At 67.0% G+C, this 17,313-nt stretch carries 17 protein-coding genes, 1 tRNA gene and 1 pseudogene; 9 read left to right on the top strand and 10 right to left on the bottom strand.

Annotation, left to right across the window (positions count from 1 at the left end; all coding sequences use genetic code 11):
• Positions 1-28 precede the first annotated feature (28 nt).
• From FB470_RS01295 to FB470_RS01305, 3 genes are read left to right on the top strand one after another with little or no spacing between them, the layout of a single operon-like run.
• The gene (locus FB470_RS01295) at positions 29-1,645 is read left to right on the top strand and encodes an OmpL47-type beta-barrel domain-containing protein (protein WP_306988044.1); all 1,617 of its coding nucleotides are present in this window, start codon (positions 29-31) and stop codon (positions 1,643-1,645) included.
• A gap of 30 nt (positions 1,646-1,675) precedes the next feature.
• Positions 1,676-2,602 carry a multicopper oxidase domain-containing protein gene (locus FB470_RS01300; RefSeq protein WP_306988046.1) on the top strand — a complete coding sequence of 309 codons (927 nt, stop codon included), beginning with the start codon at positions 1,676-1,678 and terminating at the stop codon, positions 2,600-2,602.
• A gap of 20 nt (positions 2,603-2,622) precedes the next feature.
• Entirely contained in the window at positions 2,623-3,543 is a 921-nt protein-coding gene (locus FB470_RS01305) for a sugar phosphate isomerase/epimerase family protein (RefSeq protein ID WP_306988048.1), read from the top strand.
• Positions 3,544-3,617: 74 nt separating this feature from the next.
• Here the strand turns inward: FB470_RS01305 and FB470_RS01310 are convergent, their stop codons facing one another.
• Together FB470_RS01310 and FB470_RS01315 are read right to left on the bottom strand one after the other, a co-directional pair.
• Entirely contained in the window at positions 3,618-3,812 is a 195-nt protein-coding gene (locus FB470_RS01310) for a helix-turn-helix domain-containing protein (protein ID WP_306988050.1), read from the bottom strand.
• A 525-nt stretch (positions 3,813-4,337) separates the two neighbouring features.
• Positions 4,338-4,410 (bottom strand) — tRNA-Asn (locus tag FB470_RS01315).
• Between the two features lie 144 nt (positions 4,411-4,554).
• Here FB470_RS01315 and FB470_RS01320 point away from each other — a divergent pair.
• Together FB470_RS01320 and FB470_RS01325 are read left to right on the top strand one after the other, a co-directional pair.
• A complete protein-coding gene (locus tag FB470_RS01320; RefSeq protein ID WP_306988051.1) occupies positions 4,555-4,797 on the top strand; it encodes a hypothetical protein in 243 nt (80 codons plus the stop codon).
• 806 nt (positions 4,798-5,603) lie between these two features.
• Positions 5,604-6,221 (top strand): DUF6000 family protein, encoded by a 618-nt coding sequence (locus tag FB470_RS01325; RefSeq protein WP_306988053.1) that lies wholly within the window; start codon positions 5,604-5,606, stop codon positions 6,219-6,221.
• On the opposite strand, the gene FB470_RS01330 is transcribed toward FB470_RS01325, so the two are convergent.
• On the bottom strand, positions 6,218-6,493 hold the full coding sequence (locus FB470_RS01330) for a hypothetical protein (protein WP_306988055.1): 276 nt from the start codon (positions 6,491-6,493) through the stop codon (positions 6,218-6,220). The two genes, FB470_RS01325 and FB470_RS01330, sit on opposite strands and share 4 nt — an antisense overlap.
• 41 nt (positions 6,494-6,534) lie before the next feature.
• Here FB470_RS01330 and FB470_RS01335 point away from each other — a divergent pair.
• A pseudogene (locus FB470_RS01335) lies at positions 6,535-6,861 on the top strand (XRE family transcriptional regulator); the annotation flags it as partial.
• 5 nt (positions 6,862-6,866) lie between these two features.
• Complete coding sequence (locus FB470_RS01340) at positions 6,867-7,337, top strand: NUDIX hydrolase (protein ID WP_306988057.1); 471 nt, start codon at positions 6,867-6,869, stop codon at positions 7,335-7,337.
• 234 nt (positions 7,338-7,571) lie between these two features.
• On the opposite strand, the gene FB470_RS01345 is transcribed toward FB470_RS01340, so the two are convergent.
• Positions 7,572-7,883, bottom strand: a complete 312-nt coding sequence (locus FB470_RS01345) for an HD domain-containing protein (RefSeq protein ID WP_306988059.1) — start codon at positions 7,881-7,883, stop codon at positions 7,572-7,574.
• The gene (locus tag FB470_RS01350; RefSeq protein ID WP_306988061.1) at positions 7,874-8,197 is read right to left on the bottom strand and encodes a winged helix-turn-helix domain-containing protein; all 324 of its coding nucleotides are present in this window, start codon (positions 8,195-8,197) and stop codon (positions 7,874-7,876) included. The genes FB470_RS01345 and FB470_RS01350 overlap by 10 nt, the downstream gene beginning before the upstream one ends.
• A gap of 130 nt (positions 8,198-8,327) precedes the next feature.
• Here FB470_RS01350 and FB470_RS01355 point away from each other — a divergent pair, with 130 nt between their 5' ends.
• Positions 8,328-8,564 (top strand): helix-turn-helix domain-containing protein, encoded by a 237-nt coding sequence (locus FB470_RS01355; RefSeq protein WP_306988062.1) that lies wholly within the window; start codon positions 8,328-8,330, stop codon positions 8,562-8,564.
• A gap of 77 nt (positions 8,565-8,641) precedes the next feature.
• On the opposite strand, the gene FB470_RS01360 is transcribed toward FB470_RS01355, so the two are convergent.
• The 4 genes from FB470_RS01360 to FB470_RS01375 all read right to left on the bottom strand — a co-directional run bounded on the left by FB470_RS01360 (position 8,642) and on the right by FB470_RS01375 (position 16,095).
• Complete coding sequence (locus FB470_RS01360) at positions 8,642-11,779, bottom strand: type I restriction endonuclease subunit R (RefSeq protein ID WP_306988064.1); 3,138 nt, start codon at positions 11,777-11,779, stop codon at positions 8,642-8,644.
• A complete protein-coding gene (locus FB470_RS01365) occupies positions 11,779-13,047 on the bottom strand; it encodes a restriction endonuclease subunit S (RefSeq protein ID WP_306988066.1) in 1,269 nt (422 codons plus the stop codon). Before FB470_RS01365 ends, FB470_RS01360 begins: the two co-directional genes overlap by 1 nt.
• A complete protein-coding gene (locus FB470_RS01370; protein WP_306988068.1) occupies positions 13,044-14,789 on the bottom strand; it encodes an HsdM family class I SAM-dependent methyltransferase in 1,746 nt (581 codons plus the stop codon). The genes FB470_RS01365 and FB470_RS01370 overlap by 4 nt, the downstream gene beginning before the upstream one ends.
• 979 nt (positions 14,790-15,768) lie before the next feature.
• Entirely contained in the window at positions 15,769-16,095 is a 327-nt protein-coding gene (locus FB470_RS01375) for an ArsR/SmtB family transcription factor (protein WP_306988069.1), read from the bottom strand.
• A 93-nt stretch (positions 16,096-16,188) separates the two neighbouring features.
• Here FB470_RS01375 and FB470_RS01380 point away from each other — a divergent pair, with 93 nt between their 5' ends.
• Entirely contained in the window at positions 16,189-16,668 is a 480-nt protein-coding gene (locus FB470_RS01380) for a class I SAM-dependent methyltransferase (RefSeq protein WP_306988071.1), read from the top strand.
• On the opposite strand, the gene lexA is transcribed toward FB470_RS01380, so the two are convergent.
• The gene (gene lexA, locus FB470_RS01385) at positions 16,654-17,313 is read right to left on the bottom strand and encodes a transcriptional repressor LexA (RefSeq protein ID WP_306988073.1); all 660 of its coding nucleotides are present in this window, start codon (positions 17,311-17,313) and stop codon (positions 16,654-16,656) included. The two genes, FB470_RS01380 and lexA, sit on opposite strands and share 15 nt — an antisense overlap.

A 17,313-nucleotide genomic window follows, 5' to 3' on the forward strand; every position in this document is an offset into this window, starting at 1 on the left:
CCTGTGACGACGAAAGGGTTGTCGACCCATGCGCATCCTCCGGGGCGTGCTGGTGGCCGGGACAGCGACACTGTGCCTGCTCACCGGCACCACCACCGCCGCACTCGCCGAGCCGGTGCCGGTCACCGGCACCTCGGTGGCACCACTGGCGGACCAGGTGCTCACCTGGACCGCGAACGACAGCATGACGGAGTACGCCTCCGCACCGGCCACCGCCGTCGCCGGGGCGGCCACCATCGTGTTCGAGAACAGCACGGCCACCGGCAACACCACCGCGATGACCCACACGCTGACCTTCGACACCACGACGCCCGGCTACAACCACGACGTCGACGTCAACATCACCGCCAGCCCGCTGGACTCCCAGGGCGGCCGGCACGAGGTGCAGGCCACGCTGACCCCGGGCAAGTACCGCTACTACTGCGCGATGCCCGGCCACACGATGAGCGGCGAGCTGATCGTCACCGAGGGCGGCGGCCAGCAGGACACCACCCCGCCGGAGGTGACCGCCACCGTCGACGGGAACACCGACGGCGACGGCAACTACATCGGCACCGCCACCGTCACGCTGGCCGCGACCGACGACAGCTCCGGCGTGGACACCGTCGAGTACACCCTCGACGACGACAACTACCGCCCCTACGACGGGCCGATCACCATCACCGCGCCGGGCGCGCACAACGTCCACTACCGGGCCACCGACAAGGCGGGCAACGCAGCCGAGCCGAAGACCCTGGTCGTCACCGTCGTGCAGCCCGACAACGACACCACCCCGCCGGTCGCCACCGCGACCGTCGCCGGCGACCGGAACGACAGCGGGAACTACGCGGGCAGCGCCACCGTCACCCTCGCCGCCACCGACAGCGGATCCGGCGTCGCGACGATCGAGTACACAGTGGACGGCAGCGGGTTCCGCACCTACAGCCAGCCGGTCGTGCTGTCGCAGACCGGCACCCACACCCTCACCTACCGCGCGACCGACAAGGCGGGCAACACCAGCCAGCCCAAGTCGCTCACCGTGGTCGTCGACCCGCTCGGGGACGTCGTCGCGCCGTACGTGACGGCCGATCTGTCGGGCGAGGTGAACACGCAGGGCTCCTACGTCGGCAAGGCCACGCTCACCCTGGCCGCCACCGACACCGAATCCGGCGTCGCCTCGATCGAGTACGACCTCGACGGCGCGGGATTCGTCCGTTATGGACAGCCGGTGACGCTGACCGCGGTCGGGACGCACATGCTGCACTACCGGGCCACCGACCGGGCGGGCAACGCCAGCGCGGTGCAGATGCTGTCGTTCACGATCGCCGAGGCGGGCGACGTCACGGCGCCGGTGGTGTCGGTGCAGCTCGCCGGTGCGCAGAACTGGTCGTGGGACTTCGTCGGCCCGGTGACGGTGACGCTCTCCGCCACCGACGAGGCCTCCGGCGTCTCGCGGATCCAGTACTCGGTGGACGGTTCGGCATTCACCCGGTACACCAAGCCGTTCGTCATCGACCACGTCGGCACCCACACCATCCGCTACAAGGCGACCGACGAGGCCGGCAACACCAGTGCGACCGCGAGCGTGACGTTCACCGTGGCGGCCGCGACCGGCCCGTCCCACCAGGCCCCGCACCCGAACGCCGCCGACCAGCGCATGGTCTGACTCCCCCATCCCCCAACGGAAGGACCGTTCATGTCCCATCTTTCGCGGCGGGCCGTGCTCGGCGGTGCGGCCGCCGGGCTGGCCGCGTCGGTCGCCGTGCCCGGTCTCGCGGCCGCCGCGCCGGTGCAGCCGCAGGGCGAGACCCGGCGCATCACGATGTACGCCGAGAAGATCTCCGACGAGCTGTACGGCTACGGCCTGGCCCCGGGCGCGGCGACCGTGCCCGGGCCGGTGCTGGAGATGTGGGAGGGCGACACCCTCGAGATCGACCTCGTCAACACCACCGACCGGGTGCTGTCCCTGCACCCGCACGGCGTCGACTACGACGTCAACTCCGACGGCACCCTGATGAACAACTCGGCGGTGATGCCCGGCCAGACGCGGCGCTACACCTGGCGCAGCCACGTGGGCTACCGCCGGGCGGACGGGTCGTGGGCCGAGGGCACCGCGGGGTACTGGCACTACCACGACCACGCGATGGGCACCGAGCACGGCACCGAGGGCATCCTCAAGGGCCTGTACGGGGCGCTGGTGGTGCGGCGGCAGGGCGACCTGCTGCCCAAGCGCCAGTTCACCGTGGTGTTCAACGACATGCTGATCAACAACCGCCCGGCGCACCAGGCCCCGACGTTCGAGGCGAACCTGGGCGAGCGGGTGGAGTGGATCGCGATCGGGCACGGCAGCAACTTCCACACCTTCCACCTGCACGGGCACCGCTGGCTGGACAACCGCACCGGCATGCGGACCAGCGAGTACGACCACAGCCCGCTGATCGACATCAAGGACCTCAACCCGGGTGTGTCGTTCGGGTTCCAGGTGATCGCCGGCGAGGGCGTCGGGCCGGGGATGTGGATGTACCACTGCCACGTCCAGAACCACTCGGACATGGGCATGGCCGGGATGTTCCTCGTCCGCAACGCCGACGGCACGATGCCCGCCGGTGTCCACGACCACTGAATTGATCGGAGGAGATTGACATGTGTGGTGGCGCTCCCGTCGCGTTCGACCGGCGGCGGTTCCTGGCAGGTGTGACGGCGACGGCGGCCGGTGTCGCGGCGCTCGGTTTCGGGGCTTCCCCGGCGGCGGCCGCGGAACCGGACGGCGGATGGGGCCGGACCATCCCGAACAGCCGGATCGGCCTGCAGATGTACTCGGTGCGGGACGCGTTCATGTCCCAGCCCGAAGCGGTCCTCGCCGCCCTGGCCCGCGCCGGGTACCGGAACCTGGAGTTCGCGGGTTTCCCGGGCGGGACCGACCCCGCGCACGCCCGGGAGATCCGGCCGCTGCTGGACAAGTACGGCCTGCGGGCCGTGTCCAGCCACCACGGGTACGCCGAGTTCACCGACGAGGCCCGGCTCGACGAGCTGATCGAGATGGCCCGGATCCTCGGGCAGCAGTACATCGTCTGCCCGGGCGGTGTGCCGGACACGGCGGAGGGTTTCGCGGCGGCGGGGCCTGCGTTCAACCGGGCCGGGGAGAAGATCCGGCGCGCGGGGATGAAGCTGGGGTACCACAACCACACCGGCGAGTTCCTCGGGCACGGGCCGGACGGGCGCACGTTCTACCAGATCCTGCTCGACGCTTCCGATCCCCACCTGCTGTACATGGAACTGGACATGGGCTGGTCGTCGGCGGCGGGGTTGAGCGCGCAGGACAACGTGGAGCTGATCCGCGCCAACCTCGGGCGGATGCTGCTGGCGCACGTGAAGGATCTGGACGCCAACGGCAACCTCGCCGACCTCGGCACGGGCGTCGTCGACTACCGCACCATCCTGAGCGGCGCGACCCGCCTGGGGATGCGCGAGTTCATCATCGAGAACGACGACCAGAGCAACCCGCTCACCGATTCCCGTGCCGACCGGATGCACGACTACCTGGCCGCGCTGCGACTCGGGTAGCGGGTCTCCGGTAGGGCCTCCGGTAGGGGAAGGATCCGGCTCCGGCGGGGATGGGCAGGCCCGCCGGAGCCGGGTCATATCGCGCCGTGGCGGACGGCCCACACCACCGCCTGGATGGGGGTGGCCACCCCGAGGCGGTCGCAGACCGCCCGGATGCGGCGGCGCACCGTCCGGCCCGACAGGCCCGTCCGCCGGGCCACCTCCTCGGGCGACAGGCCCTCCGCGAGCAGCTCCAGGAGGACCAGGTCGCTGCGTGGCAGTTCGGTCACCTCCGGCCCCTCCACCGTCCCGTCTCCCACCCAGCATCGTGATCGCCGGGACCGCGACGGGTCAATGACAGAACAGGACAAGGTGGTTCAGACCGGCGGCCGTTCCGGGACAGGGCTGGAAAGTCCTTCCCGGGGAGCCACCGCCGGACAGCGTCGAGCGGCCAGCCGAGCCCTTGAAGCCGGCACCGGGACAGCCGGACAACCTCGTCTTCATCACCCGATCGGAGAGGGTCGCCGAGCCGAGGAACGTCAACACCATGCTCGACCGGGTGTTACGGAGAGCGACCATCGACCCCAGCGGCCTGCATGACTTGCGCCACACCTGTGCGACGCTGCTGCTGGAAGACGGGCGAGCATCCGCGAGGTGACGGAGCACGGGCCACGCCTCGCTCACGACGACGGCCGACAACTACGGTTCACGTGCCGGACCAGGCGAAGCGGCAGATGGAGCTGGTCGTGGGGACCTGATGTCACCCCTGGATGCCAGAAGGGCCCCGGATGATCTCCGAGGCCCTGTTTGTGCAGCTCCCCCGGTTGGACTCGAACCAACAACCCTTCGGTTAACAGCCGAATGCTCTGCCAATTGAGCTACAGGGGAATGCTCTGTGTCGCCCGGATCGCTCCGGGCTGACGGGACAGAACTTTAGCCCATGGCCGATCGCGCTCTGCAAGCACCCCCCGGCACTTCCCGCGGGGTTGGGGGACAATGAGTGATCGAGCCGGAGACACCAGGGAGGCGGGCATGAAGACTTTCCTGCTCGGCGCGGCCGTCGGGTACGTGCTCGGCGCGCGGGCGGGCCGTGCGAGGTACGAGCAGATCGTGCGGACCTACCGATCGGTCGCCGACCACCCGGCCGTGCAGGGCGCCGCGGGCGTCGTCCGGGCCAAGGTCGGCGAGAAGGTGGGCCACAAGCTGCCGTTCGCGCGGTCCGCGGGCGGCCCGAACGGGCACCGGACCAGGGAGCCGAAGGCCACGCAGGCGTAGGCCGCCGACCGCTGGGCCACCGGCAGGTCGGACCCGCGGCGGCCAGGGTACTTCCCCCGGGCGGGCGACCAGGGCGGCGTGGCGCGAGCGGCGGAGGCACCGGCGAGCTGACCGGTCGCGGCCGGCAGCGGTACCCGCAGGTGGAGGCGCACGTGCGCAGGGCCCCCCGACGAGCCGCCCCGGCCGATGTCCGAGCACGCCGCCTGCCTCACGCCGGCACGATCCGGTTCCCCGAGGTGTCGCAGAGCGTCACGTGGAGAAGTCGATCTACCCAGACGGTGTCCAGCACGTCTGCGATCTCTTGCGCCCGGCTTCGGCGCGGCCGTCGGCCTGCTCACCGCGTCTCGGGGGCCGCGACGCAGATCGGCGGCAGGTAGAGCACGCGCCGGGGCTTCTGAACATCAGCTCACCCCGCACCCGTGGGACAGTCCGGCGGACCCGGGGCTCCCCTCCTCAGGTTGGTGTCCGTCCAGGCCAGCCCGGCCTAGACGAGCTGGTAGGTGTCAGTCCGGTACGTCTCCGCGCCGGCGGGACAGACCGAGGCGCCGCAGTTCTTGCCGGCGACGTAGAGCAGACCGTCCGGCATGTCGTGAGTGACCCGCTCGACCTCACCGCCGACCCAGTCCGCTTCCGCGCGCCGCCGCACTGGGCCGGGAGCAGGCAGCTGCGGGCATGACGTGGGTGAGCCACCAGCGGTAGTCCGGGCCGGTCGCGCGGCACAGCAGATCAGGGCGAGGTCGCGAGCGCTCATACGGGCACCGCCCGAAGCACCTCGCCCCGGAAGCTCTCCACGACACAATGACCGCATGCGGGAGGGCTACATGCGCAACCACCTTGAGGATCCCGAATTGGGCAGGGTGGTCAACCGCTACGTGACGCCGGGCGGTCGGTACAAGAAGCTGTCCTACCGCAAGCTCATGAGGATGGCCCCGGAGGAGCGGTTGCGCTTCGGCCGGGCGTTCGCCGAAGACGCCCGGCTGGTGACCGATGACGAACTGCGAAACCTGCTCGACTACGAATGGCGGGCGCGCCGGACAGCCGCTTGGCTGATCGGCCTCGATCGTCGCACCAGGTTCCGCGAGCAACTTGGTGAACTGCTGCTCGCCAGTGAAATGGCCTACGCAGGCAAGGCGTACTGTTTCGCGCTTGCGCGGTTCGGCACCGAGGAGGATGCCCAAGTCCTGATCGCCTACCTCGGCCACTACCTCCCCCAGGTCGACCTTTCGTATGACCAGGCAGACGCCCTGGGCGCGCTGCAATTCATAGATGCCAAGATCGGGACCCACCACGCCGCCCGGTTCCTCCAGGAGGGCGGGTTGTGGCATCGGTGGGCTCACCCGGAGTCGAGACTGACAGCCCCGCCACTCCTCCTCCGAGACATCCACGACCTCTGCACCCTCGCCGATGAATGGATGGCTGCCTAGGCCGGCTCGGCGACGGCTCCCAGCCCCACCACGGTCCTGGTGGTGGGGCCGAGGCTCATGGTCGAGACGGTCAAGGGATGCTCAGGGTCAGGCGAACAGGTGCGCGTAGACGTCGACGTCGTGGGTGGTGGCCCACCGCCAGCCCCCAGCAGTTCGCCGGTCGGCGAGTAGGCGGGCAGCAGCGCACGCGGGTCGAACTCCTCGATGGGCACGGTCACACTGATCACCTCCGCGCCCGAGCCGTCCATGGCAATCAGCTGCACAGTCCACATCGGAACGTTCGTACCGAGCTCGCCCCGCTGAATCCCGTTCTGATCCACCGGCGGGGATCCGGCGCAGCATCGACGAGGGCATCGGCTCGCACACGATCTCGGCGAAGATCGACCACGCGCTGGCCTACTTCCGCAAGCTCGACGGCGTACCCGGAATCGAGATCCGCACCCACGGAACGGTGCTCTACAACAGCATCTTCCGCTTCGACGACGAGATGATCATCAACCCGCACGTCTACGGCAAGATGGCCGCCCACGCCCCCGCGCTGCACCTGCGGCGGTTGTCGGCGGGCGACCTGTTCACCACCTACGCGGACAGCTTCACCGCCGTGTGGGAGCACGCTCAACCGCACAAGTGGGAGGACTGAGGCTCGTGCCGAAGAAGGACTACTACGACGACCCCGACGCCCCGGCCGCCAACAGCATCGTGCCCGCGGTCGCCGCGGTCGTGCGCAACGAGGCCGGCGACATCCTGATGATCGAGCGCACCGACAACGGACTATGGGCACTCCCCGGCGGAGCCCAGGACCTCGGCGAGTCGGTGGTGGACGCCGTGCGACGCGAGGTCGAGGAAGAAACCGGGCTGACGGTCGAGGTCACCGGGATCAGCGGCATCTACTCCGACCCCAAGCACCTCATCGCCTACGACGACGGCGAGGTCCGGCAGGAGTTCTCGATTTGCTTCCACGCCCGCCCGCTGGCAGGCACGTTGCGGCCCAGCTCGGAGTCACGACAGGTGCACTGGGTCGCCCCGGAGCGCCTGGACGAGCTGGACATCCACCCGTCCATGCGGCTGCGTATCGACCACACGGTCAAGAACCCTGAGGACGTCCATTTGGGTTAGCCGCCGAGACGGCGGAGAGACGGCCCTTCGTGCGCTCGACGGCTGTCAGCAGCTCGGGGGTGGCACCGGTGATGAACCGAGTCACGAGGTGGCCAGGGCCGTAGCGCCGCTTGATCTCCGCAATGCGGTCTTCGGCGTCGACGGTCTCGCCGTCCGGCGAGGTGGTGAGGTCGCAGTACCAGAGCGCGTCGCGGATCGAACCGCGCTCGTCGTGGAAGTCGGCCAGCTGTTCGGTCAGCCCCGCAGTTCGGCTTCATAGACGGCGTAGGAGTGGTGTGCGACGAGGTGCACGAGCCGTTCGGGGGCATTGACCTTGGCTAGGTAGGTAGCGCCGTCGATGGGGTGAAAGCCGGTGTCGACCAGATCGGGGGCATACCCGATGTCGTGAAGAATGGCCGCGGCTTCGAGGAGTTCGGCGTCCGATCCGGCGACCGGCGCGAGGGTGCGTGCCTGCCGTGCTACGCCCTGGACGTGGGCCCATCGTCGAGGCAGCGCGTCACGCAGCTTCGCCTCGGAGAGGTCGTATGCCCACGAGATCAGCGACATCCGCCCACCGTAACGTCAAGATTCAGCGGACGCCGAGGCCCGCGAACGAAGGTGCCCTTGGAGCAGACGGTCACGACCAGGCCCAGCTCCCGCAGGATGCTGGTCGCGTGGCGGGCCGTGCCCAGTGAGACGCCGTACTCGGCGACCAGCCGCCGTTCGGCCGGCAACGGGGTGTTGGGTTTCAGTTGGCCTGCGGCGATGAGCCTGGCCAGGTGATCGGCCAGCTGCTCGTAGATGTACTTGTCCGGGTTGCTGTCCGGATCAAAGACGATGCGTTGGTCGACGGCTCCGCGGCCGCCGAGGTCATCGCTCATGCTCCCTCCTGCCTGTCGGCGATACCGGGTGCGCGCCGCGCCGCACACCAGCGCCGCTCGTTGCGACAGGGCACGAGCGCCAGGATATCCGATTTTGGGATATCCGTCGGCTCTCCGGTCGCCTTGACAGGTGGAGAAGTCGATCTACTCGGCCAAGTACCAACAGCTCTGCCGCCTCCTGCGCGAACTACGCCAGGAAGCCGGCCTCACGCAGGTGCAGGTAGCAGAGCGCCTCGGGGTGCCACAGTCGTTTGTCAGCAAGTACGAGTCAGGGGAGCGACGGCTCGACTTGATCGAACTTCGACATGTGGCTGGTGCCCTTGGAACATCCGTGACTAACGTGATCGGGAGGCTCGACCTCTCCTGAGGGTTGTCTGGTGACGGCGTGTTGCAATCAGTGCTCTGTTGAACCGGTACCGCACGGTCTTTTGCGCGCCGGCCGGCTCACACGTCCGTCCCCCGATCGATCGCGGCCTCGTAGAAGGCGTCGGCGAGCGCCATGATGACCGCGCTGATACCGGGACCGTCGCTGAAGAAGTAGTCGGCCATGGTGTTGTGGGCTTCCTGGTTCTCGACGACTGCCTCGGTGACCGCGACTTGAAAGTCCTGCGACTCCATGAACTGCTTTTTCGAGTTCACCTTGGTCTGGTTGACCAGCTCCGGATAGGCGAGCAGTCGCTGCACCAACCCCTGCACGAACTCCCGGATCTGCGACTGGGTGAACGACTCGGCGCCGAAGAGGTCGTTCATCTTGTCGATAACCACCTGGAGAGCGACGTACTTCGGCTCCTTCCGCGCCCCGGTACCCGCCGCGCTGATCCCTTTCAGCTCGCCGTCACCGGTCAGCGAGATGTCGACCGCGGTTCCCTTGCTGTGCTTGACGCCGACCAGGACCACGTCGGAGAGGTCGACGTCCGCGGACCACGATGAATCTGCGATGACCTTCTCCAAAAGCCGCAGGAAGATCGACAGCATCTCCATGTACGCGTCGCCGTAGTCGACGATTTGGCTCATGAAGTCGTATAGCCGGACGAAGGTAGACACGTCCTTGCGGAACAGGTCAAGGGTGTTGAGGGTGACCTTGTCGTCGGCCTCAATCGCTTTCGCATAGCGGCGGGCAAACTCGTTCTTGGCCGGGCTGATCGCAGCCGAGAGCGCGTTGTTGCCTTTCCGGGTGACCCACAGCTCGGCGACCTCGCGTACTTGCTCCGGGGTGTAAATCCCGGCCTGAGCGAGCTTCATCGCGAGGTGGACAACTACGTACGGGTCGGTTTCGGTCTCCAGTGTCGCATTGGTGAAGTAGGGCTCGAACGCGGCCCGGATGTCCTCGGGCTTGTTCACGAAGTCGATGACGAACGTCTTGCGCTTCTGCTCCCCGCCCGCGGTGCGATGGGTGCGGTTGAGCCGGGAGAGGGTCTGCACGGCCGTGACCCCGGAGAGCTTCTTGTCCACGTACATTGCCGAGAGGAGCGGCTGGTCGAACCCTGTCTGGTATTTGTTGGCGACCAGCATGATCTTGTATGTCGTGCCCTTGAAGGCGGCGGCCAGGTCAGAGCCGGCACCGGGGTTCAGGTTGGCCTCGGTAAACTCGTCGTCCTTGCTCGGCTGCGGTCCCCAGTCCGCGGCCCATTCCTCGTCCTCAGCCATGGCCACCGAACCGGAGAAGGCGACCAGGGTGCGGTAGTTGTACGAGTCGTCCTTCGCGGCCCGCTTGGCGATGTAGGCGTCGATCGCCTTCTTGTACTTCACCGCGGCCTTGCGCGAGTCCGTCACGACCATCGCCTTCGCCTTGCCCTCCAGCAGGTGGGCGACGTTCACGTGGAAATGCTCGACGATGATCTGCACCTTCTGACTGATGTTGGTCGGGTGCAGCTTCACCCACCGCATCAGCCCTTTCCGCGCCGCGGCCTCCTCCACTACCACCTCGCCGTCGCCGCTCTCCACCTGACCGGCGATCTTCAGCGCGGTGTCATAGGACTGGTAGCCCTTGAGCACGTCGAGGATGTAGCCCTCCTCGATCGCCTGCCGCATCGAGTAGAGGTGGAACTCGACCGGCTTGCCGTCAGGACCCTTGCGGCCGAAGAGTTCCAGTGTCTTGTTCTTCGGTGTCGCGGTGAACGCGAAGTAGGCGATGTTCTCCGACTCGGCCCGCTCGGTCATCTCCGCGGCCAGGATCGACTCGACGTCGACGGAGCCGCCCTCCTCGATCTCGTTGACCTCCTCCGCGGTCAGCACCGCCTTGAGTTTGGAGGAGATCTGCCCGGACTGTGAGGAGTGCGCCTCGTCCGCGATCACCGCGAACCGCTTCCCCTTCAGCCCCTTGTCGGCCCGGATCTCATCTAGCGCGAACGGAAAGGTCTGCATCGTCACCGCGATGATCAGTTCACCGTTTTTCAACGCGGTCGCGAGCAGCCCGGACTTCGACTTCGCCCCTGCCTTGCGGACGTCCTCCGGGCTAATCGTAGCCACGATCTTCCCCGACCCGTCGATCTGTCGGATCGCTTCCTGGAGCTGCCCGTCGAGCACGGTGCGGTCCACGACCACGATCACCGAGTCGAATACCTTCTTGTCGTTCACGTGCAGCCGCGCCAGCCGGTGCGCGGTCCAGGCAATGGTGTTCGTCTTCCCTGACCCTGCGGAGTGCTCGATCAAGTAGCGCTGCCCCACCCCCTCCTCGCGCACCGCCGCCACGATGTTCGTCACGGCCTCCCACTGGTGGAACCGCGGGAAGAGCATGCTCGTACGCCGCACTGACGTCCCGGTGGTGACATCCCACTCCTCCTTGGTCTCCACGATCATCAGCCGGCCGATGATGTTGAGCCAGGCGTGCTTCTCCCAGACCCGCTCCCACAAGTACGCCGTCGCAGACCGTCCACCCTCACCCGGTGGGTTCCCCGCGCCACCGTCGTGGCCAATATTGAACGGCAGGAAAAAGGTCTTCTCGCCCTCGAGCCTGGTCGTCATCGCGGCCAGGTCGTTGGAGACCGCGAAGTGCACCAGCGCCCGGTGCCCGAACGACAACAGCGGCTCCGGTCGCCCGTTCGTCATCGGGTGCCGGTTCTTGCGATACTGGTTGATCGCCTCATCCAGCGACTGAGTGAAGTCGGTCTTCAACTCGACGGTGGCGACCGGAAGCCCGTTGATGAAGAACACTAGGTCGATACTGCGCTGGTCGGCGGTCGAGAAGTGCACCTGCCGCATCACCCGAACCCGCATCGCCGCGTACTGCTCGTTAGTCGTCCCGTTCAGGCTGGTCTCAGGGCGGAACTGCGCCATCTTCAACCGGCCACCGCCGATGTACTGCACCCCGTTGCGCAGGATGTTCAGCATCCCGCCGCCGTGTTCGAGAGGCTTGTCGAGCGCCGTGGTCAGCACGTCGAGGAACTTCGCCTCCGACCCCGCGGCTTTCAAAGCTTTCTTGTACGGCGTCGGCTGAGTCGCCTTCAGCCAGGCCACCAGGTCCTCGGGGAAGAGCGCCCGCTCCCGGTCGTACCCGGTGTCATCGGCTGAGTAAAGCCACCCGTGGTCGGCCAGGTACTCGCAGATCTCGGACTCGAAGACGACCTCGTTATGGTCGGCCATTAAGCCGCCTCCCGTACGTCGATCTGCCCCGTCACGGCCGCCGTGATCAACGCCGCACGGCGTTCGCGGGCGAGCTCGATGAACCCCTCGGTCTCGACGATGAGGGTGTCGATCTTGGCGGTTTGCCCGTCGAGATACGCCGCAATGCGGCGCTGCTCGTCGAGTGGAGGTACGGCCAGCCGAAACTGCTTTAGCGCCTCGCACGTGAGACCGCCCTTCGTGCTTCCATTTTCCTCACTAAGTCGTCGAAGCTCGTCATAAGACGCTCTGAGCGACCACAAAAGGTACTCCGGCAACCACCGGCTCCGATCAGGAGTCACGTACGCAACGTGCTGGTTCACCGTGGCCTCGATGTCGAGAATCGTTGCCATTCCGCGCGTCTTCCCCTGGCCGGTCAAGCCAACCAAGACAGAGCCAGGAGCAACAACCGGCAAGTGGCATTCGCGGAGCGCCACGGCAGTCACAAACTGCTCGGCTCCGCTGACCCGAGCCTTATTGACGACGGAGCTGTTCAGCCAAGGGATGTGCCCGCCGCGCCAATAGATAGCGCTATCCCGCCGTGGTGTCGACCCATTGCCGATACGAGCCGTACGTCCAAGCTTGTCTGTCGCTGAACCGGTCGACTGGAGAATGGCATGCATAGCCACGGCCTGGCGCCGCTCGCGGAGCATCTCGATCAGGCGCTGCTGCTCCTCGATGAGCGTGTCGATGCGGACGGTCTCGCGGTCGAGATAGTGGGCGATCGCGCGCTGCTTCGCAAGGGGCGGGATCGGGATCGGAAGCGTCTTCAACTTCCCGGCGCTAATGTGGACCACGGTGAACCCAGTCGACCTGATCGCTTTGTATGCCCGTAGCGGGGATGATTCGAGCGCGTAGGCCAGGTAAAGTGGGTCAATCTCGTGGCTGGGGTGGAAAACCACCGCGTCGCCGCCGACGACCGCTGGTTCAGCAAGGAGCGACATCGCGGACTTCCCGATGTCCTCAGCCGATTCGCCGGATGCTGCAAAGACAATGCTGTGCATCGGCAGCGGCGTATACCTCGCTGCGTCCTCCTCGCTGACAAACGCCACGGGCGCAGCGATGGTTGTGTCGAACTTCGTGTACAAGTCGCCGTAGCGAACGACCGGAACGCCAGCATCACGGTTGTCTTCCTTCGACCCCCCGCGTCCCTTGACCAACGCCCCCAGAGCGCCGAGTCGCTTGATGGACCAGCCGGCCGGAAGTCGCCCCAACCACGGGTCAACGGCATTCTCGGATACGCCGCTCACTGCTCTACCTCTCGCAGCAGGTCGAGGATCTTGGCGACCTGCTTCTCTAGGTCGGCGTCGATCTCGGCAAGGGGGCGGGGTGGGACGTACTTGTAGAAGTGGCGGGTGAAGGGGATTTCGTAGCCCGTCTTGACCTTGGCCCAATCGATCCACGCGTCGGGCACGTGTGGCTTCACCTCGGCGTCGAAGTACGCTTGGATGACCTCGGTCTTGTCGGCCGCGCCGACGGTCGAGCCGCCGTAGGTGAACGAGACGTTCTCGGTATCGCGCTTCTTCGTGTCCGGCTTGGGCTTGCCCTTACGGTCCACGACCGGCTTTCCGTCCTCGTCGACGAGGGGGCGCTCCACGGTTACGGTCCAGTAGCCAAACTCGTCGTTGCGCAGCACTTTGGAGAAGTCCGGGTCTGCATCTTCGAAGTCGGCGTACAGCCGGACGATCTTGGCGCGGTCGGCGTCGCTGAGCTCACGGTTCTTGGCGCCGAGATTCTTGCGCATCTTGGTCCAGAACGACGAACCGTCGATGAGCTGCACCTTGCCCTTGCGGTCCGGATGCTTGGTGTTGTCGAGGATCCAGATGTAGGTAGCGATACCGGTGTTGAAAAACATGTTCGTCGGCAGCGCGACGATGGCATCGACCAGGTCGTTCTCGAGCAGCCACTTGCGAATGTTGGAGGGTCCGGACTCGGCGGCGCCGTTGAAGAGCGGCGATCCGTTCATCACAATCCCGGCGCGGCCGCCGCCGTCCTCCGGCGCCCGCATCTTGTGAACCAGGTGTAGCAGGAAGAGCATCTGCCCGTCCGAGGTGGACGGGAGTCCCGGGGCGAACCGGCCGTAGGGTCCCGCTTCGTCGCGCTCTTTCGCGACCGCTTTGGCATATTGCTTCCAGTCGACACCGTACGGTGGATTGGACATGCAGAAGTCGAATTGGCGGCCCTTGAACGCGTCATCGGTCAGCGTGTTGCCGAAGGCGATGTTGGTCGCGTGGTGCCCCTTGGCCAGCAGATCGGACTTGCAGATCGCGTACGACTGCGGGTTGTACTCCTGGCCGTACAGGCTCAGCTTCGCGTCAGGGTTCTGTGCGAGCAAGTGCTCCTCGGCCAGGGCAAGCATGCCGCCAGTGCCCGCAGTGGGGTCGTACAGTGTGCGGACGATGCCGGCCTCAGTCAGGTCGGCGTCCCGCTCGGCGAAGAGCAGGTCGACCAACAGCCGGATCGCGTCCCGCGGGGTGTAGTGGTCGCCGGAGGTCTCGTTCGCGGCCTCGTTGAACTTGCGGATGATGTATTCGAACGCATCGCCCATGTCGGCGTTGGACACGACGTCCGGATGCAGATCGATCGCCTTGAAAGACGTGATGACCTCGCGAAGCAGCCCCGCCTTCTCCAGGGCAAGGATCTCCTTCTTGAAGTCGAAGTATTCAAACACGTCGACGTCCGGCGAGAACCGGTCGATGTAGTCGGCCAGGTTGTCCGCCAGCCCGTCGGCGTCGGCCAGCAGGTTGGCGAAGGAGTAATTCGACGTGTTGTAGAACGGCCGCCCGGTCGCCTTCTTGACCTCGATCTTGAGCCGGTTTGGGTTGTCGTACTTCGCCGCCAGCTCGCGCACCGTCTCCCGGTCGGGCTCGAGGATGCAGTCGAGGCGGCGCAGGATCGTGAGCGGCAGGATCACGTTGCCGTACTGGTTGGGGCGGTAGGGACCCCGAAGCTGGTCGGCGATCGACCAGATGAAACTACCCAGCGTGCTCACAAGGCTCCTTAACCGTTCACTGGACGATGAATGTTGGTGACGCTCAGCGCGAGCCCCGTGCAAGCCGTCCGAACAGACAGCGCACGGTCTGCAACAGCCGGTGCGTCACAAGAGCATCATTGTGCATCATGGCATCTTGAGTACCACGACGTCGCCGGTCGCAGGGTGAGAAGTTTCTGTACGGCTTCAAGCCGCCCTGGCGGGCGGGCGCGCGGGCCGAACCGGCGCGCGGCCGAGCTGGGCCGCTCCGCTTTGCACGGCCGCGCTCAAGGCCGTCGGCCGGCGCGCGCAGGGCGGGGGAAGGCGCACAAGTACGACACGGAGCACCCGAGGCACGCGGCTGCCGGTGGACGCCACCTTTCCGCGATCGCCGGATGGTCAAAGCCGGGCCGGGTGCCGTCAACCCCGCTTCGCGCCGATCACGCCTCCGGTGGTCGGCTCGTGCACGCACAGTCACGTCTCGTAGTTCGGCTGTGCGGCGTGATCGGTTACAAGGGTTGACGGCACCCGGCCCGGCTGTAGGCGGCTTTGGATCGCGGAAAGGTGACGAGCGGTCAGTCAGCAGCCCGTTGAACAGCGTTGTTGCGCCCGCGCGGCCCGCCGTGGCTGACATCCAATTGTGACATCAACAGGGGCGGATCAGCGTGAACAGACGTGGGGAAATCCGAAGGACGAGGACGAGCCGAAGCAGCGAAAGCCCAGGTCGCCAGCAGCCACCATGTAGCTGTTAACCGAAGGGTTGTTGGTTCGAGTCCAAGCGGGGAAGCTTCCACCCCAGCGCAGCGACCTGGGGTTTGGTCATTCGCCGACCACGATGGCTCGGTCCGCCGGAAACCTCCGGCAATCCAACTCTCGAGGGCGGGCGCAAGCACGTAAGACCCCGAGTTCCGGGCCTCTCACTGGCCTGCGCGTCGAACGAGTTCAGTCCAGCCAGCAGCCTCGTCGACCGGTCGAGGCGGCGCGACCACCTCAGAAGTGGTCAGGGCGTGAGCATCGCCGACAGTCGGCTGAGCGGCCCGGGCTGGACGCGGTAGTAGATCCACGTTCCGCGGCGCTCCCCGGTGATCAGGCCGGCCTCGCGCAGCACCTTCGCGTGGTGGGAGATCGTCGGGCCGGTCAGGGTGAACGCGCGTGTCAGGTCGCACACGCAGATCTCCCCGCCCACATGTGAGGCGATCAGCGACAACAGCCGCAGCCGCACCGGGTCGCCCGCCGCTTTGGACCCCTTCGCCAGTTCCGCGGCCTGCGGCTCGGGCAAGGGTTCGCGCACCAGGGGCGAGCAGCACTCGTCCAGCTGTTTCGACACGACAGATATCAACTCAAGCGCGCAGGCCAGCTCCATGACGGACCAGGAGCTCCGGGAACGGGTACGCGAGCGGTACGCACTCGCCGCCACGGGTTGCTGCGGGACGGACTGACCGGCGGGCTGTACGGCGAGGCGGAGCGGTCGACGCTGCCCGCCGAGGCCGTCCAGGCGAGCCTGGGCTGCGGCAACCCGCTGGCGCTCGCCGAGCTGCGCGAGGGTGAGACGGTGCTGGACCTGGGCTCGGGCGGTGGCATCGACGTGCTGCTGTCGGCCCGGCGCCTCGGGCCGACCAGCAAGGTCTACGGGGCTCCTCATGACCGAGGAGATGCTCGCGCTGGCACTGCCCAATGCCACCCGAGCCGGTGCGCGCAACGTCAAGGGCCACATCGAATCGATCCCGCTGCCCGCCGACCGCGTCGACTTGATCATCTCCCACTGCATGATCAAGCGGGCGAGTTCGTCGGGTGCATCGCGGACGTGGAGATCACCACGACCCACCAGGTGGCCGAGGGCATGCACTCCGCGATCGTGCGCGCCCGGAAACCTGCCGGGACGCGGTCAGACGCTGCGTAGCACCGACACGACGGCGCCCAGGATGACGGCGCGGTCGCCGTCGATCACGTCGTAGGCCGGGTTGCGCGGCTCCAGGTACACGTGCCCGTTGCGGCGCCGGTAGACCTTCACCGTCGCCTCCTCGTCGATCATCGCGGCCACGATCTGGCCGGAGTGGGCCTCCGACTGCTGGCGCACCACCACGATGTCGCCGTCGCAGATGGCCGCGTCGATCATCGAGTCGCCGCGGACCCGGAGCCCGAACACCGTGCCGCGGCCGGTCAGTTCGCGCGGCAACGTGAGCGTGTCGTCCAGCTGCTCGATCGCCGAAATCGGTGTGCCGGCGGCGATGTCGCCGACCACGGGAACCGGCACCGAGTCGTCGGACGCCCGGCCGGACACCGGTTGCAGGAACGCCCGCACGTCGATCGGCCGGGACACCGTCGCGCTGCGGCGCAGGAAACCCTTCTCCTCCAACGCCGCCAGGTGCTTCGACACCGACGACGACGAGCGCAGGCCGACCACTTCGCCGATCTCCCGCGTGTTCGGCGCGTACCCGTAGCGGTTCACCCAGTCGCGGATCGCGACGAGGATCCGCTGCTGCCGCTCGGGCAGCGACGCCGCGTCCAGGTGCTCGAACAGGTCAAGATCGTCGTAGGAGGCCAC

It is taken from the genome of Amycolatopsis thermophila (genome assembly GCF_030814215.1).
Classification (GTDB): domain Bacteria; phylum Actinomycetota; class Actinomycetes; order Mycobacteriales; family Pseudonocardiaceae; genus Amycolatopsis_E; species Amycolatopsis_E thermophila.